The sequence below is a fragment of the Blautia sp. CGZ-1-C1 genome (assembly GCF_056504575.1).
Map to the genome: position 1 here is coordinate 1 of NZ_JBWLUT010000078.1, position 22,677 is coordinate 22,677.

The 22,677-nt window shown below is 41.0% G+C and carries 35 protein-coding genes and 2 pseudogenes; all 37 read left to right on the plus strand.

Annotation, left to right across the window (positions count from 1 at the left end):
• Positions 1 to 428 (plus strand): tRNA threonylcarbamoyladenosine dehydratase (locus tag AC058W_RS05770; RefSeq protein WP_479389817.1); only part of this gene is annotated, 428 nt, incomplete at its 5' end.
• A 64-nt stretch (positions 429 to 492) separates the two neighbouring features.
• Entirely contained in the window at positions 493 to 1,443 is a 951-nt protein-coding gene (gene murB / locus AC058W_RS05775) for a UDP-N-acetylmuramate dehydrogenase (protein WP_117675315.1), read from the plus strand.
• A gap of 91 nt (positions 1,444 to 1,534) precedes the next feature.
• A complete protein-coding gene (gene rapZ / locus AC058W_RS05780) occupies positions 1,535 to 2,422 on the plus strand; it encodes an RNase adapter RapZ (RefSeq protein WP_118410873.1) in 888 nt (295 codons plus the stop codon).
• A 10-nt stretch (positions 2,423 to 2,432) separates the two neighbouring features.
• Complete coding sequence (gene whiA, locus AC058W_RS05785) at positions 2,433 to 3,392, plus strand: DNA-binding protein WhiA (protein WP_118410872.1); 960 nt, start codon at positions 2,433 to 2,435, stop codon at positions 3,390 to 3,392.
• Positions 3,389 to 3,643 carry an HPr family phosphocarrier protein gene (locus tag AC058W_RS05790; RefSeq protein ID WP_117675260.1) on the plus strand — a complete coding sequence of 85 codons (255 nt, stop codon included), beginning with the start codon at positions 3,389 to 3,391 and terminating at the stop codon, positions 3,641 to 3,643. Before whiA ends, AC058W_RS05790 begins: the two co-directional genes overlap by 4 nt.
• Positions 3,644 to 3,827: 184 nt before the next feature.
• A complete protein-coding gene (locus AC058W_RS05795; protein ID WP_118136642.1) occupies positions 3,828 to 4,976 on the plus strand; it encodes a hypothetical protein in 1,149 nt (382 codons plus the stop codon).
• A 534-nt stretch (positions 4,977 to 5,510) separates the two neighbouring features.
• On the plus strand, positions 5,511 to 5,828 hold the full coding sequence (gene rpsJ, locus AC058W_RS05800; protein WP_008707245.1) for a 30S ribosomal protein S10: 318 nt from the start codon (positions 5,511 to 5,513) through the stop codon (positions 5,826 to 5,828).
• Positions 5,829 to 6,007: 179 nt separating this feature from the next.
• Positions 6,008 to 6,640, plus strand: a complete 633-nt coding sequence (gene rplC, locus AC058W_RS05805) for a 50S ribosomal protein L3 (protein WP_008707247.1) — start codon at positions 6,008 to 6,010, stop codon at positions 6,638 to 6,640.
• Between the two features lie 21 nt (positions 6,641 to 6,661).
• Positions 6,662 to 7,282, plus strand: a complete 621-nt coding sequence (gene rplD, locus AC058W_RS05810) for a 50S ribosomal protein L4 (protein ID WP_008707249.1) — start codon at positions 6,662 to 6,664, stop codon at positions 7,280 to 7,282.
• Positions 7,282 to 7,581 (plus strand): 50S ribosomal protein L23, encoded by a 300-nt coding sequence (gene rplW / locus AC058W_RS05815; protein ID WP_117675256.1) that lies wholly within the window; start codon positions 7,282 to 7,284, stop codon positions 7,579 to 7,581. The genes rplD and rplW overlap by 1 nt, the downstream gene beginning before the upstream one ends.
• Before the next feature lie 61 nt (positions 7,582 to 7,642).
• Positions 7,643 to 8,488: a 50S ribosomal protein L2 gene (gene rplB, locus AC058W_RS05820; RefSeq protein ID WP_008707253.1), complete on the plus strand. Its 846-nt coding sequence runs from the start codon at positions 7,643 to 7,645 to the stop codon at positions 8,486 to 8,488.
• A 15-nt stretch (positions 8,489 to 8,503) separates the two neighbouring features.
• Positions 8,504 to 8,785, plus strand: coding sequence for a 30S ribosomal protein S19 (gene rpsS / locus AC058W_RS05825; RefSeq protein WP_008707255.1), 282 nt, complete (start codon positions 8,504 to 8,506; stop codon positions 8,783 to 8,785).
• A gap of 88 nt (positions 8,786 to 8,873) precedes the next feature.
• On the plus strand, positions 8,874 to 9,263 hold the full coding sequence (gene rplV / locus AC058W_RS05830; protein WP_008707257.1) for a 50S ribosomal protein L22: 390 nt from the start codon (positions 8,874 to 8,876) through the stop codon (positions 9,261 to 9,263).
• An 11-nt stretch (positions 9,264 to 9,274) separates the two neighbouring features.
• Entirely contained in the window at positions 9,275 to 9,931 is a 657-nt protein-coding gene (gene rpsC, locus AC058W_RS05835; protein ID WP_117675254.1) for a 30S ribosomal protein S3, read from the plus strand.
• Positions 9,931 to 10,368: a 50S ribosomal protein L16 gene (gene rplP / locus AC058W_RS05840; protein WP_008707261.1), complete on the plus strand. Its 438-nt coding sequence runs from the start codon at positions 9,931 to 9,933 to the stop codon at positions 10,366 to 10,368. The genes rpsC and rplP overlap by 1 nt, the downstream gene beginning before the upstream one ends.
• The gene (gene rpmC, locus AC058W_RS05845) at positions 10,358 to 10,567 is read left to right on the plus strand and encodes a 50S ribosomal protein L29 (protein ID WP_020994114.1); all 210 of its coding nucleotides are present in this window, start codon (positions 10,358 to 10,360) and stop codon (positions 10,565 to 10,567) included. Before rplP ends, rpmC begins: the two co-directional genes overlap by 11 nt.
• A 15-nt stretch (positions 10,568 to 10,582) precedes the next feature.
• Positions 10,583 to 10,837 (plus strand): 30S ribosomal protein S17, encoded by a 255-nt coding sequence (rpsQ, locus tag AC058W_RS05850; protein ID WP_008707264.1) that lies wholly within the window; start codon positions 10,583 to 10,585, stop codon positions 10,835 to 10,837.
• Positions 10,838 to 10,850: 13 nt separating this feature from the next.
• On the plus strand, positions 10,851 to 11,219 hold the full coding sequence (gene rplN / locus AC058W_RS05855; protein ID WP_008707265.1) for a 50S ribosomal protein L14: 369 nt from the start codon (positions 10,851 to 10,853) through the stop codon (positions 11,217 to 11,219).
• A gap of 11 nt (positions 11,220 to 11,230) precedes the next feature.
• Positions 11,231 to 11,542 (plus strand): 50S ribosomal protein L24, encoded by a 312-nt coding sequence (gene rplX, locus AC058W_RS05860; RefSeq protein WP_008707266.1) that lies wholly within the window; start codon positions 11,231 to 11,233, stop codon positions 11,540 to 11,542.
• Positions 11,543 to 11,563: 21 nt separating this feature from the next.
• Positions 11,564 to 12,103, plus strand: coding sequence for a 50S ribosomal protein L5 (gene rplE, locus AC058W_RS05865; RefSeq protein WP_117675253.1), 540 nt, complete (start codon positions 11,564 to 11,566; stop codon positions 12,101 to 12,103).
• Positions 12,104 to 12,118: 15 nt separating this feature from the next.
• Positions 12,119 to 12,304: a type Z 30S ribosomal protein S14 gene (locus AC058W_RS05870; RefSeq protein WP_008707268.1), complete on the plus strand. Its 186-nt coding sequence runs from the start codon at positions 12,119 to 12,121 to the stop codon at positions 12,302 to 12,304.
• Between the two features lie 142 nt (positions 12,305 to 12,446).
• On the plus strand, positions 12,447 to 12,848 hold the full coding sequence (gene rpsH / locus AC058W_RS05875) for a 30S ribosomal protein S8 (protein WP_019162493.1): 402 nt from the start codon (positions 12,447 to 12,449) through the stop codon (positions 12,846 to 12,848).
• Between the two features lie 89 nt (positions 12,849 to 12,937).
• Positions 12,938 to 13,477 carry a 50S ribosomal protein L6 gene (gene rplF, locus AC058W_RS05880; RefSeq protein WP_008707270.1) on the plus strand — a complete coding sequence of 180 codons (540 nt, stop codon included), beginning with the start codon at positions 12,938 to 12,940 and terminating at the stop codon, positions 13,475 to 13,477.
• A 17-nt stretch (positions 13,478 to 13,494) separates the two neighbouring features.
• On the plus strand, positions 13,495 to 13,863 hold the full coding sequence (gene rplR / locus AC058W_RS05885) for a 50S ribosomal protein L18 (protein WP_019162491.1): 369 nt from the start codon (positions 13,495 to 13,497) through the stop codon (positions 13,861 to 13,863).
• An 18-nt stretch (positions 13,864 to 13,881) separates the two neighbouring features.
• Entirely contained in the window at positions 13,882 to 14,391 is a 510-nt protein-coding gene (rpsE, locus tag AC058W_RS05890; protein ID WP_117675251.1) for a 30S ribosomal protein S5, read from the plus strand.
• Between the two features lie 15 nt (positions 14,392 to 14,406).
• On the plus strand, positions 14,407 to 14,589 hold the full coding sequence (rpmD, locus tag AC058W_RS05895) for a 50S ribosomal protein L30 (protein WP_008707273.1): 183 nt from the start codon (positions 14,407 to 14,409) through the stop codon (positions 14,587 to 14,589).
• 142 nt (positions 14,590 to 14,731) lie between these two features.
• Entirely contained in the window at positions 14,732 to 15,172 is a 441-nt protein-coding gene (rplO, locus tag AC058W_RS05900; protein WP_008707274.1) for a 50S ribosomal protein L15, read from the plus strand.
• Positions 15,172 to 16,489 (plus strand): annotated as a pseudogene (gene secY / locus AC058W_RS05905) (preprotein translocase subunit SecY). The gene rplO and the pseudogene secY overlap by 1 nt, the downstream one beginning before the upstream one ends.
• A 69-nt stretch (positions 16,490 to 16,558) precedes the next feature.
• Positions 16,559 to 17,203 (plus strand): adenylate kinase, encoded by a 645-nt coding sequence (locus tag AC058W_RS05910; RefSeq protein WP_008707277.1) that lies wholly within the window; start codon positions 16,559 to 16,561, stop codon positions 17,201 to 17,203.
• A 32-nt stretch (positions 17,204 to 17,235) separates the two neighbouring features.
• Complete coding sequence (gene map / locus AC058W_RS05915) at positions 17,236 to 17,991, plus strand: type I methionyl aminopeptidase (protein WP_117675245.1); 756 nt, start codon at positions 17,236 to 17,238, stop codon at positions 17,989 to 17,991.
• 25 nt (positions 17,992 to 18,016) lie between these two features.
• Positions 18,017 to 18,235, plus strand: coding sequence for a translation initiation factor IF-1 (gene infA, locus AC058W_RS05920; protein WP_005428560.1), 219 nt, complete (start codon positions 18,017 to 18,019; stop codon positions 18,233 to 18,235).
• Between the two features lie 556 nt (positions 18,236 to 18,791).
• Positions 18,792 to 18,905 carry a 50S ribosomal protein L36 gene (rpmJ, locus tag AC058W_RS05925; protein ID WP_003497809.1) on the plus strand — a complete coding sequence of 38 codons (114 nt, stop codon included), beginning with the start codon at positions 18,792 to 18,794 and terminating at the stop codon, positions 18,903 to 18,905.
• A gap of 318 nt (positions 18,906 to 19,223) precedes the next feature.
• Positions 19,224 to 19,593: pseudogene (gene rpsM, locus AC058W_RS05930) on the plus strand (30S ribosomal protein S13).
• A gap of 162 nt (positions 19,594 to 19,755) precedes the next feature.
• A complete protein-coding gene (gene rpsK, locus AC058W_RS05935) occupies positions 19,756 to 20,151 on the plus strand; it encodes a 30S ribosomal protein S11 (RefSeq protein WP_019162483.1) in 396 nt (131 codons plus the stop codon).
• A 19-nt stretch (positions 20,152 to 20,170) separates the two neighbouring features.
• A complete protein-coding gene (rpsD, locus tag AC058W_RS05940; protein WP_117675243.1) occupies positions 20,171 to 20,764 on the plus strand; it encodes a 30S ribosomal protein S4 in 594 nt (197 codons plus the stop codon).
• 142 nt (positions 20,765 to 20,906) lie between these two features.
• Entirely contained in the window at positions 20,907 to 21,866 is a 960-nt protein-coding gene (locus AC058W_RS05945; protein ID WP_117675241.1) for a DNA-directed RNA polymerase subunit alpha, read from the plus strand.
• A 102-nt stretch (positions 21,867 to 21,968) separates the two neighbouring features.
• Positions 21,969 to 22,505, plus strand: coding sequence for a bL17 family ribosomal protein (locus AC058W_RS05950; protein WP_117675239.1), 537 nt, complete (start codon positions 21,969 to 21,971; stop codon positions 22,503 to 22,505).
• Positions 22,506 to 22,677 lie beyond the last annotated feature (172 nt).

Consider the following 22,677-nt stretch of genomic DNA (forward strand, 5'->3'; position numbering starts at 1 on the left):
TGGTGCACACATACGAAACGTTTTATAATAATGAAACAGCCGGAATGTTTGATCTGAAAAATTATGATTATATTATAGATGCCATGAATACTGTGGAATCTAAGCTTTTACTGATTGAGAATGCAAAGATCAGTAAAACGCCAATCATATCCTGTATGAGTACAGACGACAGGATGGATCCGTCAAAACTGGAGATTATGGATATTTCCAGAAGTGTTCTGTGTCCGATAGCGAAACAGATAAGAACAAAATTGCGTAAAAAAGGAATCCGAAAAGTAAAGGTGCTTTCCTCAAGAGAGAAAATATCAGATATACAGATGCATGGAAGTATTTCTTTCATGCCGGGAGCAGCAGGAATGATGCTGGCCGGTGTGGTGGTTAAAGATTTGCTTGGAAAATCTGACAGGAAGCACAGATACAAAAAATAATGTTACTGTTTACTCCGTTCTCAGTGACAAAATAATAAAATAGAAAGATTGAGGAATGAAATCTATGAATCAGAATATAATAGAGAAATTTACTGATCTGCTGGGGAAAGAGAAAGTCAAGGTAAATGAACCGATGAACCGTCACACGACATTTCGCATTGGTGGTCCGGCAGATTGTTTTTTATTGCCTTCTTCACAGGAGGAATTGCAGGAGATTATTAAGATATGCAGTGATGAAAAACTGCCATATTTTATTTTGGGAAATGGAAGCAATCTTCTGGTAAGTGATGCCGGCTACAGAGGCGTAATCATACAGCTTTACAGAAACTATGGTGAGATTACGGCAGAGGGGAATATGATTCGTGCAAAGGCGGGCGCTTTGCTATCTCAGATTGCCGCTGCAGCTAAGAATGCATCTCTGACAGGCTTTGAGTTTGCCGGAGGAATCCCGGGAACATTAGGTGGCGCAGTTGTCATGAATGCGGGTGCTTATGGCGGTGAGATGAAAGACATCCTGAAAGAAGTAACCGTTATGACTGAAAAAGGAGAAATTCTTACACTTCCGGCGGAAGAACTGGAAATGGGGTACCGTACAAGTATCATTAAGAAAAAAGGATATCTGGTGCTTGGCGCAGTAATCGTTCTGGAACAGGGAGAACAGGAAGTAATTAAGGCGAGAATGAAAGAGCTGACAGAGCAGAGAGTAAGCAAACAACCCTTAGAGTATCCGAGCGCAGGAAGTACGTTTAAACGCCCGGAGGGATATTTTGCAGGAAAACTGATCATGGATGCAGGACTGTGTGGATATCAGACTGGTGGTGCACAGGTGTCAGAGAAGCATTGCGGATTTGTGATTAACAAGGGAAATGCAACTGCGACAGATGTGTGCAGACTGATTAAGGATGTGCAGGATAAAGTAAAAGAGCAGTTTGGCGTGACTCTTGAACCGGAAGTAAAGTTCCTTGGAGATTTCGAAGATACAGACTTACAGATTAGTACATCGTTTCGTAAATAACTATACCGATTACGCAGAATGCGGATTTGAGTGTGTAGATAAGTGGTATAGTTATTTCGAAAACGATGTATTAGGTGACAGGAGATAAAAAATGCGTTTTGTAATAGTTACAGGAGTATCAGGTGCCGGAAAAACCGCTGCATTAAAAATGCTGGAGGACGCAAATTATTTTTGCGTAGATAATCTTCCGATTCCTTTGCTGGAAAAATTTGCATCACTGATGCCGGAGATACATGGAGAAGATGTACAGAATGTTGCGTTGGGAATCGATGCCAGAAGCGGACGTTCATTAGATGAACTGGAAGTTGTTCTGGACAGAATGAAGAAGGCAGGATATGATTTTGAAATCCTGTTTCTGGATGCCCAGGACAGCGTTCTGGTTAAGAGATATAAGGAGACCAGAAGGAGTCATCCGCTTGCTATGGGCGGAAGAGTTGATGATGGGATTCGGCTGGAAAGAGAAAAGATGCGTTTTTTGAAAGAGCGAGCAGACTACATTATTGATACCAGCCATCTTCTGACAAGGGAACTGAAACAGGAGATTGACAGGATATTCGTTGATAATCAGGAATTCTGCAATATGATGATTTCTGTATTATCATTTGGATTTAAATATGGAATTCCGGCGGATGCGGATCTTGTATTTGATGTTCGTTTTTTGCCGAATCCGTATTATATAGATGAATTAAGGCCGCTGACAGGATTGGATGAACGTGTTTTTAATTATGTAATGGACTGTGATACCGCAAGAGCATTTGCAGATAAACTGGAGGATATGATAAACTTCCTTATTCCTAATTATGTGAAAGAAGGAAAGACAAATCTTGTGATTGCAATTGGATGTACCGGGGGAAAACATCGTTCTGTCACACTGGCGAGAGAATTATACTCCAGACTTTCAAAGAATACAAAATATGGTTTCAGGCTGGAACACAGAGATGTAGAGAAAGACCGTCTGGTAAAAAAACAGGAAGGATGATACAGAAGAGATGTCTTTTTCGGGGATGGTAAAGGAAGAACTTTTCAGACAGATTGGATCTGCCAGACATTGTAAAATGGCGGAACTGGCTGCAATGTTGTGTTCCTGTGGAAAAATGGAATATTTTTCAGGGGAGAGCAAATTAAAGATCCAGACGGAAAATGAAGCAGTTGCAAGAAAGTGCTTTACATTATTACAAAAAACATTTAATATAGAGAGAGAAGTATCTGTACGTGAGAACAGCCACCTGAAGCGGGTAAAGGTATATGTGATTGAGATATCTGATCCCGAAGAGATCCAGGTAATTTTTCAGGCGTTAAGGCTTGTCGCGGACAGTGTCGGCCATGGTGCGCTTATGCTGGCGGATATGCTGCTGGTACAGCAGAATTGTTGCAAGCGGGCGTTTATCAGGGGAGCTTTTCTGGCATCGGGTTCAATCAGTGATCCGGAGAAAGGGTATCATTTTGAAATTGTGTGTCCTGATGTAAGAAAGGCAGAACAGTTACAGGTGGTCATTCGTAGTTTTTCAGTAGATGCTAAGATCGTACAGCGCAAGAAATCATATGTGGTCTATGTGAAGGAAGGTGCGCAGATCGTGGATATGCTTGCAGTTATGGAAGCTAACGTAGCATTGATGGACCTGGAGAACATCCGTATACTGAAAGAAATGAGAAATTCTGTAAACAGAAAAGTTAACTGTGAGACTGCGAATATTAATAAAACAGTAAATGCAGCTGTCAAGCAGATAGAGGACATCAGGCTGATTCAGCAAAGAATGGGATTTGAACAGCTTAATGAGGGGCTTGCACAGATTGCAGAACTCCGGATGCAATATCCGGAAGCTACATTAAAAGAATTAGGAATGATGTTGAGCCCACAGGTGGGCAAATCGGGAGTCAATCACCGCTTGAGAAAGCTGAGTGCAATGGCTGACGAACTGCGGGAGAAACAAGGAGGAGAATTATTATGATCAAAAAACCAATCACCATTAATTTATCCACAGGTCTGGAAGCACGTCCGGTAGCACAGCTGGTGCAGGTTGCAAGCCAGTTTAACAGTGAGATTTATGTAGAGATTGGAAAGAAACGCGTGAACGCAAAGAGCATTATGGGCATGATGACTCTTGGACTTGATGCGGGAGAAGAAATTACATTATCTGCAAATGGTGATGATGAAGCGGCTGCTATGACAAGCATTGAGGAGTATTTAAGTAATCAGTAATCTCAAAATGATTTCTCAGAATATCGGACACATCCGGAAGGGAAGACCGCTTTCCGGGTGTGTTTTGTCGTATTATGGGTGATTATAAGTTGACCGTACGAAAAAAACAGGTTATAATGAGCAAAAAGATAACTGCGAAGTGTTGAACAGTTATGCGAAAGAATAAAAATGAGGAGCGTAACAGATGTCAAAATTTCTGAAATTTATTGTACATTTTATAGTGATATGCACCATTGTCTGTGTTGTTGGTCTGGCAGTTCCGCCGTTCTTTGGAATCACAACAGAAATCATGGATGATTCCGGCAAGGAGACAAACCTGCCGATAGGATCCGTTACTTATGCAATCCCAGCGAAAGCTTCAGAAGCAGCCGTAGGCGATTTTATTCTTTATCAGAGTGATTCTAAAGCATATCGATATATGATCACAGAGATGGATAAAGAGAATAATATTTTTAAAGTGGTAGATTCTACAGATAAGGATGCAGAACCTATTACTGTTGAAGTAAAGAAGTATATTCCGAAGGTTGTTATCACGATTGGATATGTAGGATATCTTCTGACTGCTACAGAGAGTATAGAAGGTCTTATTATTCTTGGACTTGCTGTTCTTTTCCTTATCATCCTTTACATAGTTGCGGAGCTTTTGAAAAAAGAACCACAGGATGATTATGATGACACAGATACAGAACCAGGTTATGTCAAGAGCAAAAAGGAACTTAAGAAAGAAGAGAAAGCAAGAGAAAAACGTTACAAAGAAGAAGAACGTCAGATAAAGAAAGAAGAACGTGCACGTAAGAAGGGAAAAGCGCCGGAGAGAAAGAAAATTAAGACAGGTGGCTTTGTAGATGAGATCTATGAAGACGATCTGGAACCGACACAGCCAGAACAGCCAACAGCAGTACAGGCAGCTACAAGCGAAGCACATGAACTTCTTAAAAAAGAGATTGCAGCGGCTACCGCAGATGAGCAACTCAAAACTGAAAAACCAGTGCAGCCAGTGGTGCAGCAGCCACAGGCACAGCGGGAAGTTATTTCCGGAAAAACTGAGGTGATCGTGCCACAGGTAAAAGAACAGCTCAAACAGATGATGAGCGCTTCTGACAGAAAGCCTGTAGAGAAAGAGGAAGAAGCAGACGAAGAGAAACCTGTAGAAATCAAACGAATGGTAATTCCGTCATGGTCAGCTGCGCAGATCGCAGAGAGTGCAAAGAATCAGGGCGATGCCCCGGATATCGTGAGAGATGATGTGACAAAGGTTACATTGTTTGATTATTCTGATATCATTGCAGATGAGAAGCCTGTCAGAGCAGAAGGGCAGACACTGGAGAAATAAAACAGAAGAATGAAATAATAATGGAACGTGTTTCTTCCTATATAATATAGAAGAAACACGTTCTTTCTATATTAATATTGATGATTATAGCTGTAAGGATCGGAGTTAATGGTTACTGTTCGTTCTACGTAGAGCTACGTAGCGAAGCGGATTGCGAATATCCGCTTGACTAAATATAATTATATAGAAACATCATATATGATGGATAAAAAGTCTTAAAAATATTGTACGGAATCAAATACAAAAAAATAATAAAAAAATGAAAAAAACACTTGCATTTTTCTGAGAGGTCGTGTATACTCTCAATTGTTGTGACATTGATAGCAATGAAGCGCGAGGTTGCTGCCACAGAGATGGCAGGTTTTCCGTGGAGCGAATGTCAAGTTTGAAAACTGACGACAAGTCACTGTACAAGTTCAGAAGACCATCCAGGGATGGCGTGTGTGCTAAGAATTCGAAAGACACACACGGAGATGTGTACAGTCGCCGCTTGTCGTACTGCTTGAAAAGTACGAATAGGAGGAGACTTTTTTTATGGCAAATCAGGTAATGAGAATCACATTAAAGGCTTATGATCATCAGTTAGTAGATGCATCAGCAGCAAAAATCATCGAAACTGTTAAAAAGAACGGGGCAATGGTAAGCGGACCGGTTCCACTTCCAACTAAGAAAGAGGTTGTTACAATCTTAAGAGCCGTTCATAAATACAAAGATTCCAGAGAACAGTTCGAACAGAGAACTCATAAGAGACTGATTGATATCCTTACACCAACACAGAAGACAGTAGATGCTCTGTCAAGACTGGAAATGCCAGCAGGTGTTAACATCGATATCAAAATGAAGACTAAATAAGGCATTGAACACTTAATGAGTATGTAATGCGAATTTAGTGAGAAAGCCCACCTCGACACTTAATGAGCGAGAGCAAATTTAGTGACGATGGTGTCTCAACTATGATAATGCTATAAGCATTAAGCTATTTACTATATGATTGCCGGTAATCGGTAATCCGCTATAAGGAGGAAGAAAGAATGAAGAAAGCTATTTTAGCTACTAAAGTCGGAATGACTCAGATCTTCAATGAAGACGGCCAGTTGATTCCGGTAACAGTTTTACAGGCTGGTCCTTGTGTCGTAACTCAGGTTAAGACAGAAGAGAACGATGGATACGAAGCAGTTCAGGTTGGATTCGGAGACATCAGAGAAAGCCTTGTTAACAAACCGGAAAAAGGACACTTTGACAAAGCTGGCGTTGCAGTAAAGAGATTCGTTAAAGAGTTCAGATTTGATAACGCTGCTGAATATACAGTAGGACAGGAAATTAAAGCTGATATCTTTGCAGACGGCGATCACATTGATGCAACAGCTGTTTCCAAAGGTAAAGGTTTCCAGGGTGCGATCAAGAGACATGGTCAGTCAAGAGGACCTATGGCTCATGGTTCCAAATATCACCGTCATGCAGGTTCCAATGGTGCTTGTTCTGATCCGAGCAAGGTATTCAAAGGAAAACACATGCCAGGTCATATGGGAAATGTTCAGGTTACTGTACAGAACCTTGAGATCGTACGCGTAGATACAGAAAATAACTTACTGTTAGTTAAAGGTGCTGTTCCAGGACCTAAGAAATCTTTGGTAACAATCAAAGAGACAGTAAAGTCCTTATAATAAGAAAGGAGGAGCACACAAATGGCAAACGTAACTGTTTATAATATGGAAGGCAACGAAGTTGGAACAATGGAACTGAATGATGCAGTATTCGGCGTAGAAGTCAATGAGCATCTTGTTCACCTTGCTGTTGTTCGTCAGCTTGCAAATAATCGCCAGGGTACTCAGAAAGCTAAAACACGTTCTGAAGTAAGCGGCGGCGGAAGAAAACCGTGGAGACAGAAAGGAACAGGTCATGCTAGACAGGGTTCCATCCGTGCACCACAGTGGACTGGCGGCGGTGTTGTATTCGCTCCGGTACCAAGAGATTATGAAGTAAAAATGAACAAGAAAGAAAGAAGAGCTGCTTTAAAATCTGCTCTGACTTCCAAAGTTCAGGACAATAAATTAGTAGTTGTTGATGCTCTTACATTAGCAGATGTTAAGACAAAGGAAATGCAGAAAGTTCTTACAAACCTGAAAGCTGAGAAAGCTCTGGTTATCACAGCAACAGATGACAAGAACGTAATCCTTTCCGCAAGAAACATCACTGATGTTCAGACTGCAACTCCAAGTACTATCAACGTATACGATGTTATGAACCACAACACCGTAATCGTAACCAAAGATGCTGTAGCATCCATCGAGGAGGTATATGCATAATGGCTGATATCAAGTACTATGACGTAATCAAGAAACCAGTGATTACAGAAAAATCTATGAATGCAATGGCTGAAAAGAAATACACTTTCTTAGTTCATCCGGAAGCAAACAAATCTCAGATCAAAGAAGCTGTAGAGAAAATGTTCGAAGGAACAAAAGTAAAGAGCGTTAACACCATGAATATGGATGGAAAGAAAAAACGCCGTGGTATGACAGTTGGAACAACTGCTAAAACCAAAAAAGCTATCGTAGCTCTGACAGAAGACAGCAAAGAAATCGAAATCTTCGAAGGACTTTAATTAACAGATAGCGATTATACGCATTCAAAAGCGTGAGGACAAATTTGAAAGGAGAACAAAAATGGGAATCAAAAGTTATAACCCATATACACCGTCTAGAAGACATATGACTGGTTCCGATTTCTCAGAGATCACAAAATCTACACCAGAGAAATCTCTTACCGTGTCTTTAAAGAAAAACGCTGGACGTAACAACCAGGGTAAGATCACAGTTAGACACCGCGGAGGCGGAAGCAGAAGAAAATACAGAATCATCGACTTCAAGAGAAGAAAAGATGGAATCCCTGCAACAGTAGTTTCCATCGAGTATGATCCAAACAGAACAGCAAACATCGCTCTTATCTCTTATGTAGATGGCGAGAAAGCATATATCCTTGCACCGGAAGGCTTAAAAGTAGGTCAGAAAGTTATGAACGGAGCTGATGCAGAAGTTCGTGTTGGTAACTGCTTACCATTAGAGCTTATCCCGGTTGGTACTATGGTACACAACATTGAGCTTCATCCTGGAAAGGGCGGACAGATGGTTCGTTCTGCTGGAAACGGCGCTCAGTTAATGGCTAAAGAAGGCAAATACGCAACACTGCGTCTGCCATCTGGTGAAATGAGAATGGTTCCGATCGTATGCCGCGCATCTGTAGGCGTTGTCGGAAACGGAGATCACAACCTGATTAACATCGGTAAAGCCGGACGTAAACGTAACATGGGTATCAGACCTACTGTTCGTGGTTCCGTAATGAACCCGAATGACCATCCACATGGTGGTGGTGAAGGAAAGACCGGTATCGGTCGTCCAGGTCCATGCACTCCATGGGGAAAACCTGCTCTTGGTCTGAAGACAAGAAAGAAAAACAAACCGTCCAACAAGCTCATCGTAAGAAGACGCGATGGAAAAGCATTATCGAAATAATAAGGAGGATTAAGCATGTCTCGTTCACTGAAAAAAGGACCTTTTGCAGATGCCAGCTTACTTAAAAAAGTAGACGCATTAAACGCTGCAAATGACAAATCCGTTATCAAAACCTGGTCACGCCGTTCTACAATCTTCCCGTCCTTCGTAGGACACACAATCGCTGTCCATGACGGAAGAAAACACGTGCCGGTATATGTAACAGAAGATATGGTTGGCCACAAGCTCGGTGAGTTCGTTGCAACCAGAACCTACAGAGGACACGGAAAAGACGAAAAGAAATCCGGTGTTCGCTAGTATTTGACTTTATATTCTGTCTGCTGCCCATGAGACAGCGGACAGGTTAACCTGATATTGAGAGAAAAAGGAAAGGAGGCACTTTAAAATGGCAAAGGGACATAGAAGCCAGATAAAAAGAGCCAGAAATGAGAGTAATAGAGAGACAAGACCGTCTGCAAAATTATCTTACGCAAGAATTTCTGTTCAGAAAGCCTGCTACGTGTTAGATGTAATCCGCGGTAAAGATGTGCAGACAGCACTTGGTATCTTAACATACAACCCAAGATACGCTTCCAGCGTTATCAAGAAACTTCTTGAGTCAGCAATTGCAAATGCTGAAAATAACAACGGAATGAATGCAGACAACCTCTACGTTGCAGCCTGCTATGCAGATAAAGGACCTACAATGAAGAGAATTCAGCCAAGAGCACAGGGTAGAGCTTACAGAATCGAAAAGAGAACAAGCCATATCACCATCGTGCTGGATGAAAGATAAGGAGGAAAAGCATGGGACAGAAAGTTAACCCACATGGCCTTAGAGTCGGTGTTATCAAGGATTGGGATTCAAGATGGTATGCTGATGCAGACTTCGCTGATTACCTGGTAGAAGACTACAACATCAGAACATTCCTTAAAAAGAAATTATACAGCGCAGGTGTTTCCAAAATCGAAATCGAAAGAGCATCTGACAGAGTTAAGATCATCATCTACACAGCTAAACCTGGTATCGTAATCGGTAAAGGCGGCGCTGAGATTGAAAAAGTTAAAGCTGAATTAAAGAAATTCACAGACAAAAAACTTATCGTAGATATCAAAGAAGTAAAGAGACCAGACAGAGACGCTCAGTTAGTAGCTGAGAATATTGCTTTACAGCTTGAGAACCGTATCTCTTTCAGACGTGCTATGAAATCTACAATGCAGAGAACAATGAAGGCCGGAGCAAAAGGTATCAAAACATCCGTATCCGGACGTCTTGGCGGTGCTGATATGGCTCGTACAGAGTTCTACAGCGAAGGAACTATTCCGCTTCAGACACTTCGTGCAGATATTGACTATGGATTCGCAGAAGCAGACACAACATACGGCAAAGTTGGCGTAAAAGCTTGGGTCTACAATGGCGAAGTACTTCCAACAAAAGGAACTAAGGAAGGGAGCGATAAATAATGTTAATGCCAAAAAGAGTAAAACGTCGTAAACAATTCCGTGGCTCCATGAGAGGAAAAGCCCTTAGAGGTAATAAAATCAATTATGGTGAATTCGGACTTGTTGCAACCGAACCGTGTTGGATCCGTTCCAATCAGATCGAGGCAGCCCGTGTTGCTATGACACGTTATATCAAACGTGGTGGTCAGGTTTGGATTAAGATTTTCCCAGATAAACCAGTAACAGCGAAACCAGCAGAAACACGAATGGGTTCCGGAAAAGGTGCCCTTGAATACTGGGTAGCAGTTGTTAAGCCAGGACGTGTAATGTTCGAAATTGCAGGCGTTTCAGAAGAAATCGCTCGTGAAGCATTACGTCTTGCAATGCACAAGTTACCATGTAAATGTAAAATCGTTTCTCGTGCAGACTTAGAAGGCGGTGATAACAGTGAAAATTAATAAATTCGTGGAAGATTTAAAGGCAAAATCAGCTGCAGAATTAAATGAAGAATTAGTAGCTGCTAAAAAAGAACTTTTCAATCTGAGATTTCAGAATGCAACTAATCAATTAGAGAATACAAGCCGCATTAAAGAGGTTCGCAAGAACATTGCAAGAATCCAGACAGTAATTACTGAGCAGGCTAACGCTTCCAAATAATAGGAGGAAACTATCGTGGAAAGAAATCTGAGAAAAACCCGCGTGGGTAAGGTTGTCAGCAATAAGATGGACAAAACCATTGTAGTTGCTATTGAAGACCATGTAAAACATCCTCTTTACAAAAAGATCGTGAAGAGAACATATAAATTAAAAGCTCATGACGAAAACAATGAGTGCAATATCGGTGATACCGTAAAAGTTATGGAAACCAGACCGTTATCCAAAGATAAAAGATGGAGACTGGTTGAAATCGTAGAGAAAGTTAAATAAGGAGGAGACCAGTATGATCCAGCAGGAAACTAGACTGAAAGTTGCCGACAACACTGGTGCAAAAGAAATCCTTTGTATTCGTGTTATGGGCGGCTCTACAAGAAGATATGCAAGCATTGGCGATACAATCGTTGCTACTGTTAAAGATGCAACACCAGGCGGCGTTGTTAAAAAAGGTGACGTTGTAAAAGCTGTTGTAGTTAGAACTAAAAAAGGCGCTCGTCGTAAAGACGGATCTTACATCCGTTTCGATGAAAATGCTGCCGTAATCATTAAAGACGACTTAACTCCGAGAGGAACACGTATCTTTGGACCAGTTGCCAGAGAACTTCGTGAGAAGAAATTCATGAAGATCGTTTCCTTAGCTCCGGAAGTATTATAGGAGGGTGCCTAATGTCAGCTATGAAAATTAAAAAAGGTGATACTGTAAAAGTTATCGCTGGTAAAGATAATGGCAAAGAGGGTAAAGTCCTTGCAGTTAACGCAAAAGACAATACCGTTGTTGTTGAGAATATCAACAAAGTTACAAAACACAGCAAACCATCTGCTGCAAATCAGCAGGGCGGAATCATCACAAAAGAAGCTCCATTGCACATCTCCAACGTTATGCTGGTTGTTGATGGACAGGCTACAAGAGTAGGATTCCAGATGGACGGCGACAAAAAAGTCCGCGTTGCTAAAAAGACCGGTAAGGTTATCGATTAATTAAGAGAGGAGGCATGACAAGTGAGTAGATTAAAAGAAATGTACAAAAATGAGATCATGGATGCCATGACCAAAAAATTTGGATACAAAAATGTTATGGAAGTGCCAAAACTCGACAAGATCGTAATCAATATGGGTGTTGGTGAAGCCAAAGAAAACGCTAAGCTTCTTGATGCTGCAATCGCAGATATGGAACTTATCACAGGACAGAAAGCAATCGCTACTAAAGCTAAAAAATCTGTCGCTAACTTTAAAATCAGAGAGGGTATGCCGATCGGTTGTAAAGTTACATTAAGAGGAGAAAAAATGTACGAGTTCGCTGATCGTCTGATCAACCTTGCACTTCCTCGTGTACGTGACTTCCGTGGTATCAACCCGAACGCATTCGATGGCCGTGGAAACTATGCTCTGGGTATCAAAGAGCAGCTTATCTTCCCGGAAGTTGAATATGATAAAGTTGACAAAGTAAGAGGTATGGACATCATCTTCGTTACTACAGCTAAGACTGATGAAGAAGCTCGTGAATTACTGACATTATTCAATATGCCGTTTGCAAAGTAATAGGAGGAACGATTCATGGCTAAAACAGCAATGAAAATCAAACAGCAGCGCAAACAGAAATTCTCCACAAGAGAATATACACGTTGCAATATTTGTGGACGTCCACATTCTGTTTTAAGAAAATACGGAATCTGCAGAATCTGCTTCCGTGAATTAGCTTACAAGGGACAGATCCCGGGCGTTAAGAAGGCTTCCTGGTAGGAACCGGATTTAAATATAAATAAACGATCGGCTGATTTTATCAGTTCGATCATGTGTCCAAACGAGATTTAAAATTAGGTAACAATGTAAATTATTAATATATATGCACATGTAAAGTCTGAAATAATAGGAGGAAACTAACATGACAATGAGCGATCCAATCGCAGATATGCTTACAAGAATTCGTAACGCAAACACTGCAAAACACGACACAGTAGATGTTCCGGCATCTAAGATGAAAATTGCAATTGCTAACATCCTTGTTGATGAAGGATATATTGCAAAATACGATTTAGTTGAAGATGGAGTTGTTAAAACTCTTCATATCACACTGAAATATGGTGAAGATAAAAACGAAAAAATCATCACTGGTTTAAAGAGAATCTCCAAACCTGGTCTTCGTATCTACGCAGGTAAGGATCAGCTTCCAAAAGTTCTTGGTGGACTTGGAATCGCAATTCTTTCTACAAACAAAGGTGTTATTACTGATAAAGAAGCTCGCAAACTTCAGGTTGGCGGCGAAGTATTAGCATTCGTTTGGTAATTTGAACCAAGATTTTTTATAGAGAACAAACTGAAAAACAGAGAGGATGTAGCATCCTCTCCGATAATCTAAGTAAGGAGGACAAACATATGTCACGAATTGGTAGACTTCCGGTTGCTATTCCTGCAGGCGTAGAAGTAACTGTCGCTGAAGGCAACGTAGTAACTGTAAAAGGACCAAAAGGAACACTCGAAAGAGCACTTCCTACAGAAATGGAAATCAAAGTTGAAGATGGTCATGTAGTAGTTTCCAGACCAAACGACTTAAAGAAAATGAAATCTCTTCACGGTTTAACAAGAAGCTTAATCCACAACATGGTTGTTGGTGTAAGCGAAGGCTATACAAAAGAGCTTGAAGTTAACGGTGTAGGTTATAAAGCAGCAAAACAGGGCAAGAAGCTCACACTTAGCCTTGGATACTCTCATCCGGTAGAAATGGAAGATCCAGACGGAATCGAAACCAAAGTTGATGGTAACAAGATTATCGTATCCGGTATCAGCAAAGAAAAAGTCGGCCAGTTTGCAGCTGAGATCAGAGACAAGAGAAGACCTGAGCCATACAAAGGTAAAGGTATCAAATATGTTGATGAAGTTATCAGACGTAAAGTTGGTAAGACTGGTAAGAAATAATTTAGGAGGGTGAGAAAATGGTAAATAAGGCATCTAGAGCGAAAATTCGTGAGAATAAGCATAGAAGATTACGTCATCATTTAAACGGAACTGCAACAACACCTCGTTTAGCAGTATTTCGTTCCAACAAGCATATGTATGCTCAGATTATTGATGACACTGTAGGAAAAACTTTAGTATCTGCTTCTACTCTTCAGAAAGAAGTAAGAGCTGAGTTAGAGAACACTGATGATGTAGCAGCAGCTGCACATTTAGGAACCGTTATTGGTAAGAAAGCTGTTGAAGCTGGCATCGAAAGCGTTGTTTTCGACAGAGGAGGCTATATCTACCACGGTAAAGTTAAAGCACTGGCAGACGCAGCAAGAGAAGCTGGGCTGAAATTCTAATAAGGAGGAGCGAAACACATGAAACGTAATCTTATTGATGCTAGTCAGTTAGAATTAGAAGATAAAGTAGTATCAATCAAGCGTGTTACCAAGGTTGTTAAAGGTGGTCGTAACTTCCGTTTCACAGCTTTAGTTGTTGTAGGTGACGGCAACGGACACGTTGGTGCAGGTTTAGGTAAAGCAGCTGAAATTCCTGAAGCTATCCGCAAAGGAAAAGAGGATGCTATGAAGAAATTAGTAACAGTAGCAAGAGATGAGAACAACTCTATTACACATGACTTCGTTGGAAAATACGGAAGCGCTGAAATGCTTCTGAAGAGAGCTCCGGAAGGTACTGGAGTTATCGCCGGCGGTCCTGCCCGTGCGGTAATTGAGTTAGCTGGTATCAAAAACATCCGTACAAAATGTATGGGATCCAGAAACAAACAGAACGTTGTTCTTGCAACAATCGAAGGCTTAAGACAGTTAAAAACTCCGGAAGAAGTTGCTAGACTTCGCGGAAAATCTGTTGATGAGATTCTGGCTTAAGGAGGAAATACAAAAATGGCAAACACATTAAAAGTTACATTAGTAAAATCTCCTATTGGTGCAGTTCCGAAGCACAAAAAAACTGTTGCAGCTATGGGTCTTACAAAAATGCACAAAACAGTTGAAATGCCGGATAACGCAGCAACAAGAGGAATGATTCAGCAGGTACAGCACCTGGTAAAGGTTGAAGAAGCTTAATTGCGATTTAACCAGAGAGAACTCTGCTATGGATCTGATATGAGCCTGTTATTCACAAGAGTAGTGGGAACATACAGAAACATATTCAGAAAAGATACGATCTGAACTTATAGATTTGAAATAATAATAAGGAGGTGCCAACATGGAATTATCAAACTTAAGACCAGCAGAAGGTTCTAAGCACAGCGATAACTTCAGAAGAGGCCGTGGACATGGTTCTGGAAACGGTAAAACAGCCGGTAAAGGACACAAAGGACAGTTAGCTCGTTCCGGTCACAAGAAACCGGGATTTGAAGGTGGTCAGATGCCTTTATACAGACGTCTGCCTAAGAGAGGATTCAAAAACAGAAATACAAAAGAGATTATTGCAATCAACGTTGACGTACTGAACCGTTTCGAAGATGGTGCAGAAGTTACAGCAGAAAGCTTACTTGCAAGCGGTGCAATCTCCAAGATCGCCGATGGCGTTAAAATTCTTGGAAATGGTGAGCTGACAAAGAAACTTAATGTCAAAGTAAACGCTGTCAGCGAGACTGCAAAATCAAAAATTGAAGCTGCTGGTGGTACAGTAGAGGTGATCTAATGTTTGAAACTCTTAAAAATGTTTTTAGAGTGAAAGAAATGAGACGCAAGCTGTTGTATCTGATATGGATGATTTTTATCATCCGTATCGGCTGCCGAGATTCCGGTACCGGGTGTTGACAGTGACTTCTTCAAACAGTGGTTCAGCAGCAACGCCGGAGACGCATTCAATTTCTTTGATGCGTTTACCGGTGGTTCATTTGAAAGAATGTCAATTTTCGCATTGAACATCACACCTTACATCACATCTTCCATTATCATTCAGCTTCTCACAATTGCAATTCCGGCACTGGAAGAGATGCAGAGAGATGGTGAAGAGGGAAGAAAGAAGATGACTGCAATTACTCGTTATGTAACTGTAGGTCTTGCTTTATTTGAATCAATTGCAATGGCAATCGGATTCGGACGTCAGGGTATGATTCCGGATCTGAACTTCTTCAAAGGTGCTGTAGTTGTTGCCTGCCTTACAGCTGGTTCAGCTATGCTGATGTGGCTCGGTGAACGTATTACAGAAAAAGGCGTTGGAAATGGTATTTCCATCGTACTTACTATTAATATCATCTCCAGAATGCCAAGCGATTTGTCATTACTGTATGAGAACTTTATCAAAGGAAAAACAATTGCAAAAGGTACTCTTGCAGGAATCATTATTGCAGCTGTTATCCTTGTAGTAGTAGTTCTGGTACTTATCCTTAACGGAGCAGAGAGAAGAATTCCGGTTCAGTATTCCAAGAAAATGGTCGGAAGAAAACTGATGGGTGGCCAGTCCACTAACATTCCGCTGAAAGTTAACACAGCAGGTGTTATCCCGGTAATCTTTGCATCCTCCATTATGTCTTTCCCGACTGTAATTGCACAGTTAACAGGAAAAGGTAATGGTACGGGAATCGGAAGTGAGATTCTTCGTGGTCTTTCTTCTAATAACTGGTGTAATCCGAAACAGCTTCAGTATACATGGGGTCTGCTTCTTTACATCGTACTTTGCGTTTTCTTTGCATATTTCTACACTTCCATCACATTCAATCCGCTGGAAGTTGCAGACAATATCAAAAAGCAGGGTGGATTTATTCCAGGTATTCGTCCTGGAAAACCTACGTCAGATTATTTGACTAATATCTTAAATTATATTATATTTATAGGTGCAGTAGGTCTTATTATTGTGTGCGTGATCCCATTCATCTTTAATGGTGTATTCGGGGCAAATGTTTCATTCGGTGGAACGTCCATCATCATCGTTGTTGGTGTTATCCTCGAAACTGTGAAGCAGATTGAGTCACAGCTTCTCGTACGTAATTACAAAGGCTTCCTGAACAATTAAAAATGAGAGGTTGTGGTGCATTGCATCACAGCCTTGATTTGCTAAAAAAGAAAACGGAGGGTATATCTTATGAAAATTATTATGTTGGGTGCACCGGGAGCAGGAAAAGGAACTCAGGCGAAGAAAATTGCTGCGAAATATCAGATTCCGCACATCTCCACCGGAGATATTTTCCGCGCAAACATTAAAAATGGGACAGAACTGGGTAAAAAAGCAAAAACTTATATGGATCAGGGACTTCTTGTACCTGATGAACTGACCTGTGATCTGGTTGTAGACAGAATTCAGCAGCCGGATGCGGCAAATGGTTATGTGCTGGATGGTTTTCCAAGAACAATTCCTCAGGCAGAGTGTTTAACAGAGGCTCTGAATAAACTGGGAAGTAAAGTTGACTATGCAATCGATGTGGATGTTCCGGATTCCAATATTGTAAACCGTATGTCCGGAAGACGTGCCTGCTTAAAATGCGGTGCTACTTATCACGTAGTGCATGCTGCACCGAAGGTAGAGGGTGTTTGTGATACTTGTGGAGAGAAACTGGTTCTTCGTGATGATGACCAGCCTGAAACAGTTCAGAAACGTCTGAATGTATATCATGAGCAGACACAGCCGCTGATCGATTATTATACTAAAGAGGGAATTTTAAAATCAGTAGATGGCACAAAGGATCTCGAAGAAGTTTTCGCTGATATTGTTGCCATCCTGGGAGAGTAATCGGGTGTTTTTAAACACCATCTGGAGGTAAAATGTCGGTTTCTATCAAGACAGAACATGAAATTGAACTTATGAGAGAGGCAGGACATCTGCTTGAGAAAGTGCATGATGGCCTGATCCCGTACATTAAACCGGGAGTGAGCACCAAGGAGATTGACCGTATCGGAGAACAGATGATACGTGATATGGGCTGTATCCCGAATTTCTTGAACTACGGAGGCTTTCCGGCGTCATTTTGTATCAGTCTGAATGATGAAGTAGTTCATGGAATCCCTTCTGAGGAGAAGATTATTCAGGAGGGAGATCTTGTAAAGATTGATGCCGGTCTTATTTATAAGGGGTATCATTCTGATGCAGCGAGAACTTATGCGGTCGGTGAGGTTTCACCGGAGGCGCGTAAGCTGATGGATGTGACCAGAGAGTGTTTCTTTGAAGGACTTAAGGTTGCTCGTGCAGGAAATCATCTGAATGATATTTCCAAGGCAATCGGCGCACACGCTGCAAAATATCATTACGGAATTGTCCGTGACCTGGTTGGACATGGAATCGGCACTCACCTTCATGAGGATCCGCAGATCCCGAATTTTCCGCAGAAGAGAAGAGGAGTTCGTCTGATGCCGGGTATGACACTTGCTGTAGAGCCTATGATCAATCTGGGACGTGCAGATGTGGCATGGCTGGATGATGAGTGGACTGTTGTAACTATGGATGGTTCTTTGTCTGCTCATTATGAGAATACGATTCTTATTACAGACGGAGATCCGGAGATTCTGACTCTTACGAAATAATTGGACGACATACAGGAGGTTTAAAATGTCAAAAGCAGATGTAATCGAAGTGGAAGGCACTGTTCTGGAGAAGCTGCCTAATGCGATGTTTAAAGTGGAACTGGAGAACAAACATGTGGTGCTTGCACATATCAGTGGAAAGTTACGTATGAATTTTATTCGTATTCTTCCTGGAGATAAAGTTACGATTGAATTGTCTCCGTATGATCTGTCTAAGGGCAGAATTATCTGGAGAGATAAATAGGAAGATTATAGTTATACTGCTAAGAGAGTTGGAGAAATCTGGCTCTCTTTTTTATTTATATAAAGGGACGCATAGAAAAATAATTCATTTCCTGTGCGGTTTCGGTGTCTAAGATATTCTAAGTACTTAAAAATCTGCTAAAAGCATGAGAAGAAAAGTCTGGATTACTCGCTGCGCTCAGACAGTGACTTTTCTTCTCATAACGCAGATTTTTAAGTACTAAGAATATCTAAGACGCCTGCAAATGCACAGGAAATGAATTATTTTTCTATGCTGGTTACTGGTAAGAGCTGGTTGCTGATAAAGGCTGGTTATTGGCAAAAGGGGGAGGTGAAGCAACTGAGATTAGGGAAGAAATTACAATTTTCCGGGGATGGAATTAAGATGTTATGTGCGTGAAAAAGGGGGAGAAAATGAAAAAATGCGATTTTACGCAAAAAAGTGCTTGCATTTTATATTTTGGTGTGATAGTATATAAGCCGAACGCGTGAGTAGTATGTATTTGCGCGCTCAAAAAACTGCAGATTTTAATGAATTTACGGAAGGAGGATTTCCAGTGAAAGTAAGATCATCTGTAAAGCCGATCTGCGAAAAATGCAAGATCATTAAAAGAAAAGGATCTATCAGAGTAATCTGTGAGAATCCAAAACACAAACAGCGTCAGGGTTAATTGACAGTTTAGAGTTTGTGTAACGTGCGGCTGCAGTGTGAGACACCCGGAAGGGTTGTTCAGACTGTTAAGATAGTTTTAGCATGTATTGCCTAATACCGAGAGGCAACGTTGGCCCGTTGGCCGCAATAATTCGGAAAGGCTGCTTTTCGCCAATTGCAGCTGGGTGTTTTACCGAGGCACCCCAATTAGGAACTAAGAAATAAGAAAGTGAAGTGACAGATACATCCCATTTCACCTTACAGGAGTGTATTTTACGAATGTAAGTGATGTACAGGCATCAAGGACTTTCAAAGTAGAAGATGGAGGAAACAGTACATGGCTCGTATAGCTGGTGTAGACTTACCAAGAGAAAAACGTATTGAAATCGGTCTTACCTACATTTATGGTATTGGTAGACCAAGCGCAGATAAGAATCCTTGCAAAGGCAGAAGTTAATCCTGACACACGTGTCAGAGATCTGACTGATGACGAAGTTAAGAGACTTAGCGCAGTTATTGATGAAACAATGACAGTAGAAGGTGACCTTCGTAGAGAAATCGCCCTCAACATTAAGAGACTGCAGGAAATCGGATGCTACAGAGGTATCCGTCATCGTAAAGGACTTCCGGTTCGTGGTCAGAAGACTAAGACCAACGCCAGAACACGTAAAGGTCCTAAGAGAACAGTAGCTAATAAGAAGAAATAAATAAAGCTTTAAACATCTGATAAGCGTAAGCTGATCTTATGAGGAAGCTTGCATGGTCACTTAATGAATGACGAGTAAAGCGAGAAAATGAATTTAGTGAACATGGTGTTTCTTGGAACATATATTTGATTGATAAATAGGAAAGTGTAGGTTAGTTTTAAAATGGCTAAAGTGACTAAGAAAGCGACTACAAAACGTCGTGTCAAGAAAAACGTTGAACACGGACAGGCACATATTCAGTCTTCTTTCAACAATACAATTGTTACTCTGACTGACAATGAAGGAAACGCTCTTTCATGGGCAAGTGCTGGTGGTCTTGGATTTAGAGGTTCAAGAAAATCTACTCCTTATGCAGCACAGATGGCAGCTGAGACTGCAACAAAAGCTGCACTTATTCATGGTTTAAAAACTGTAGACGTTATGGTAAAAGGACCAGGATCAGGACGTGAAGCTGCAATCCGTGCCCTTCAGGCTTGCGGACTGGAAGTAACAAGCATCCGTGACGTAACTCCGGTACCACACAATGGTTGCCGTCCACCAAAACGCAGAAGAGTCTAATTTAGGAGGTATTTGAGAAATGGCAGTAAATAGAGTGCCTGTTCTGAAAAGATGCAGATCCCTTGGCCTGGATCCGATTTATTTAGGAATTGATAAAAAATCCACAAGACAGTTAAAACGTGCTAATCGTAAAATGTCTGAGTATGGTTTACAGTTAAGAGAAAAACAGAAAGCAAAATTCATCTACGGAGTTCTGGAAAAACCTTTCCACAACTACTACAACAAAGCTGACAGAATGCCGGGACAGACTGGTGCAAACCTTATGATCCTTCTTGAGAGCAGACTTGACAATGTTGTATTCCGTATGGGATTTGCAAGAACAAGAAAAGAAGCTCGTCAGATTGTTGACCACAAGCATGTACTTGTAAACGGAAAATGTGTAAACATTCCTTCCTACCTTGTAAAAGCTGGTGACGAGATCGAAATCAGAGAGAAATCCAAAGGTTCTGAAAGATACAAAGGTATCCTTGAAGTAACTGGTGGACGTCTTGTTCCGGAATGGATTGATGTAGATCAGGAGAATTTAAAAGGAACTGTAAAAGAACTTCCTAACAGAGAAGCAATCGACGTTCCTGTAAACGAGATGCTTATCGTCGAGTTGTACTCCAAATAATCCATAGGATTATATCGTAGAAGATTACCTAGTAATATTTCTGCATTATGCGATTCAGTGGCTGATTTTATCATCCGCTGAATTGTAGTATTTGAATGAATACCCTCAAACTTTTATTAACCCAGAAGGAGGGAACCTTATAGTGTTTGATTTTAATAAACCTAAAATCGAGATTACCGAATTATCTGAAGATAAAAAATTTGGCAGATTCGTAGTTGAGCCTCTGGAAAGAGGATATGGAACTACACTTGGAAATTCTTTAAGAAGAATTATGCTGTCTTCCCTGCCGGGTGCAGCTGTAAGCCAGGTTAAAATTGATGGTGTGCTTCACGAATTCAGCTCCATTCCGGGCGTAAAAGAAGACGTAAGTGATATTATCATGAATCTGAAGAGCCTTGCTATTAAGAATCACAGTACAGACAATGAGCCTAAGACTGCATACATTGAGTGTGAAGGTAAAGGTGTTGTAACTGCAGCTGATATTCAGGCTGATCAGGATATTGAGATTATGAATCCTGATCAGGTAATTGCTACCTTAAATGGTGGTAAGGACTGCAGACTTGCTATGGAGCTTACTATTACAAAAGGCCGTGGATATATCAGTGCTGACAAAGGTAAATCTGATGATATGCCTATCGGTGTACTTGCAGTTGATGCAATCTACACTCCTGTAGAAAGAGTTAACATGATCGTAGAGAATACTCGTGTTGGCCAGGTAACCGATTACGATAAGCTGACACTGGATGTGTACACAAACGGTACACTTGATCCGGACGAGGCTGTAAGCCTTGCAGCAAAAGTATTAAGCGAGCACTTAAGCCTTTTCATTGACCTTTCCGAGAATGCAAAGACCGCTGAGGTTATGATCGAGAAAGAAGACAATGAGAAAGAAAAAGTTCTGGAAATGAGCATTGATGAACTTGAGTTATCTGTTCGTTCCTATAACTGCTTGAAGAGAGCCGGCATTAATACGGTTGAAGAATTATGTAACAAGACTTCTGATGATATGATGAAGGTTCGTAACCTTGGACGTAAATCATTAGAAGAAGTTCTTGCGAAACTGAAAGAGCTGGGATTACAGCTTCAGCCTACAGAAGAGTAAGAACATTTAACGAAGAGATATTATACGGTGGGAATGCCTAAGCAGTCGGACAGTAAGACCGAACAAGCGTGCCCGGCTGTCCCACAGATGGAGGAAAATTAAATGGCAAAATATAGAAAATTAAGCAGAACTTCTGATCAGAGAAAAGCATTACTGAGAAACCAGGTAACAAATCTGTTATACAATGGAAAAATCGTTACTACAGAAGCTAAAGCAAAAGAAATCCGTAAAATCGCTGAGAGCCTTGTAGCTATGGCTGTTCGTGAAAAAGACAACTTCGAAACTGTTACTGTAACTGCTAAAGTAGCTCGTAAAGACGCTGAAGGCAAGAGAGTAAAAGAAGTTGTTGACGGAAAGAAGAAAACTGTATACGATGAAGTACAGAAAGAGATCAAGAAAGATGCTCCTTCCAGACTTCACGCTCGTCGTCAGATGATGAAAGTTTTCTATCCAGTTAAAGAAGTACCTGCAAAAGGCGCTGGAAGAAAGAAAAACACAAAAGACGTAGATATGGTTGCCAAGATGTTCGATGAGATCGCTCCAAAATACGCTGACCGTAACGGTGGTTACACAAGAATCGTTAAGATCGGACCGCGTAAAGGCGATGCTGCAATGGAAGTACTGATCGAGTTAGTATAATTATATCTGACTTATATTTGTCCAAACGATAATGAGACTGCATATATATGGTGTCGGCCATGTATGTGCAGTTTTTATTTTATCTGAAATTAGCAGATCCTTTTTTGCTATTTATTGCCCTTGATTATTTGTGTCAGATAGCGTAAAATCGTAGAGTATATAAATGTTGAGT

Coding starts and splice junctions, on each gene's coding strand:
- rplF (WP_008707270.1), top strand. CDS start 12,938: ATGTCACGAATTGGTAGACTTCCGGTTGCTATTCCTGCAGGCGTAGAA.
- murB (WP_117675315.1), top strand. CDS start 493: ATGAATCAGAATATAATAGAGAAATTTACTGATCTGCTGGGGAAAGAG.
- rplP (WP_008707261.1), top strand. CDS start 9,931: ATGTTAATGCCAAAAAGAGTAAAACGTCGTAAACAATTCCGTGGCTCC.
- map (WP_117675245.1), top strand. CDS start 17,236: ATGTCGGTTTCTATCAAGACAGAACATGAAATTGAACTTATGAGAGAG.
- infA (WP_005428560.1), top strand. CDS start 18,017: ATGTCAAAAGCAGATGTAATCGAAGTGGAAGGCACTGTTCTGGAGAAG.
- rpsS (WP_008707255.1), top strand. CDS start 8,504: ATGTCTCGTTCACTGAAAAAAGGACCTTTTGCAGATGCCAGCTTACTT.
- rpsK (WP_019162483.1), top strand. CDS start 19,756: ATGGCTAAAGTGACTAAGAAAGCGACTACAAAACGTCGTGTCAAGAAA.
- AC058W_RS05870 (WP_008707268.1), top strand. CDS start 12,119: ATGGCTAAAACAGCAATGAAAATCAAACAGCAGCGCAAACAGAAATTC.
- rplN (WP_008707265.1), top strand. CDS start 10,851: ATGATCCAGCAGGAAACTAGACTGAAAGTTGCCGACAACACTGGTGCA.
- whiA (WP_118410872.1), top strand. CDS start 2,433: ATGTCTTTTTCGGGGATGGTAAAGGAAGAACTTTTCAGACAGATTGGA.
- AC058W_RS05910 (WP_008707277.1), top strand. CDS start 16,559: ATGAAAATTATTATGTTGGGTGCACCGGGAGCAGGAAAAGGAACTCAG.
- rplW (WP_117675256.1), top strand. CDS start 7,282: ATGGCTGATATCAAGTACTATGACGTAATCAAGAAACCAGTGATTACA.
- AC058W_RS05795 (WP_118136642.1), top strand. CDS start 3,828: ATGTCAAAATTTCTGAAATTTATTGTACATTTTATAGTGATATGCACC.
- rpmD (WP_008707273.1), top strand. CDS start 14,407: ATGGCAAACACATTAAAAGTTACATTAGTAAAATCTCCTATTGGTGCA.
- rplX (WP_008707266.1), top strand. CDS start 11,231: ATGTCAGCTATGAAAATTAAAAAAGGTGATACTGTAAAAGTTATCGCT.
- rplD (WP_008707249.1), top strand. CDS start 6,662: ATGGCAAACGTAACTGTTTATAATATGGAAGGCAACGAAGTTGGAACA.
- rplC (WP_008707247.1), top strand. CDS start 6,008: ATGAAGAAAGCTATTTTAGCTACTAAAGTCGGAATGACTCAGATCTTC.
- rplR (WP_019162491.1), top strand. CDS start 13,495: ATGGTAAATAAGGCATCTAGAGCGAAAATTCGTGAGAATAAGCATAGA.
- rplV (WP_008707257.1), top strand. CDS start 8,874: ATGGCAAAGGGACATAGAAGCCAGATAAAAAGAGCCAGAAATGAGAGT.
- rpsJ (WP_008707245.1), top strand. CDS start 5,511: ATGGCAAATCAGGTAATGAGAATCACATTAAAGGCTTATGATCATCAG.
- rpsE (WP_117675251.1), top strand. CDS start 13,882: ATGAAACGTAATCTTATTGATGCTAGTCAGTTAGAATTAGAAGATAAA.
- rpsD (WP_117675243.1), top strand. CDS start 20,171: ATGGCAGTAAATAGAGTGCCTGTTCTGAAAAGATGCAGATCCCTTGGC.
- AC058W_RS05950 (WP_117675239.1), top strand. CDS start 21,969: ATGGCAAAATATAGAAAATTAAGCAGAACTTCTGATCAGAGAAAAGCA.
- rpsH (WP_019162493.1), top strand. CDS start 12,447: ATGACAATGAGCGATCCAATCGCAGATATGCTTACAAGAATTCGTAAC.
- rapZ (WP_118410873.1), top strand. CDS start 1,535: ATGCGTTTTGTAATAGTTACAGGAGTATCAGGTGCCGGAAAAACCGCT.
- rpsC (WP_117675254.1), top strand. CDS start 9,275: ATGGGACAGAAAGTTAACCCACATGGCCTTAGAGTCGGTGTTATCAAG.
- rplB (WP_008707253.1), top strand. CDS start 7,643: ATGGGAATCAAAAGTTATAACCCATATACACCGTCTAGAAGACATATG.
- rplO (WP_008707274.1), top strand. CDS start 14,732: ATGGAATTATCAAACTTAAGACCAGCAGAAGGTTCTAAGCACAGCGAT.
- AC058W_RS05790 (WP_117675260.1), top strand. CDS start 3,389: ATGATCAAAAAACCAATCACCATTAATTTATCCACAGGTCTGGAAGCA.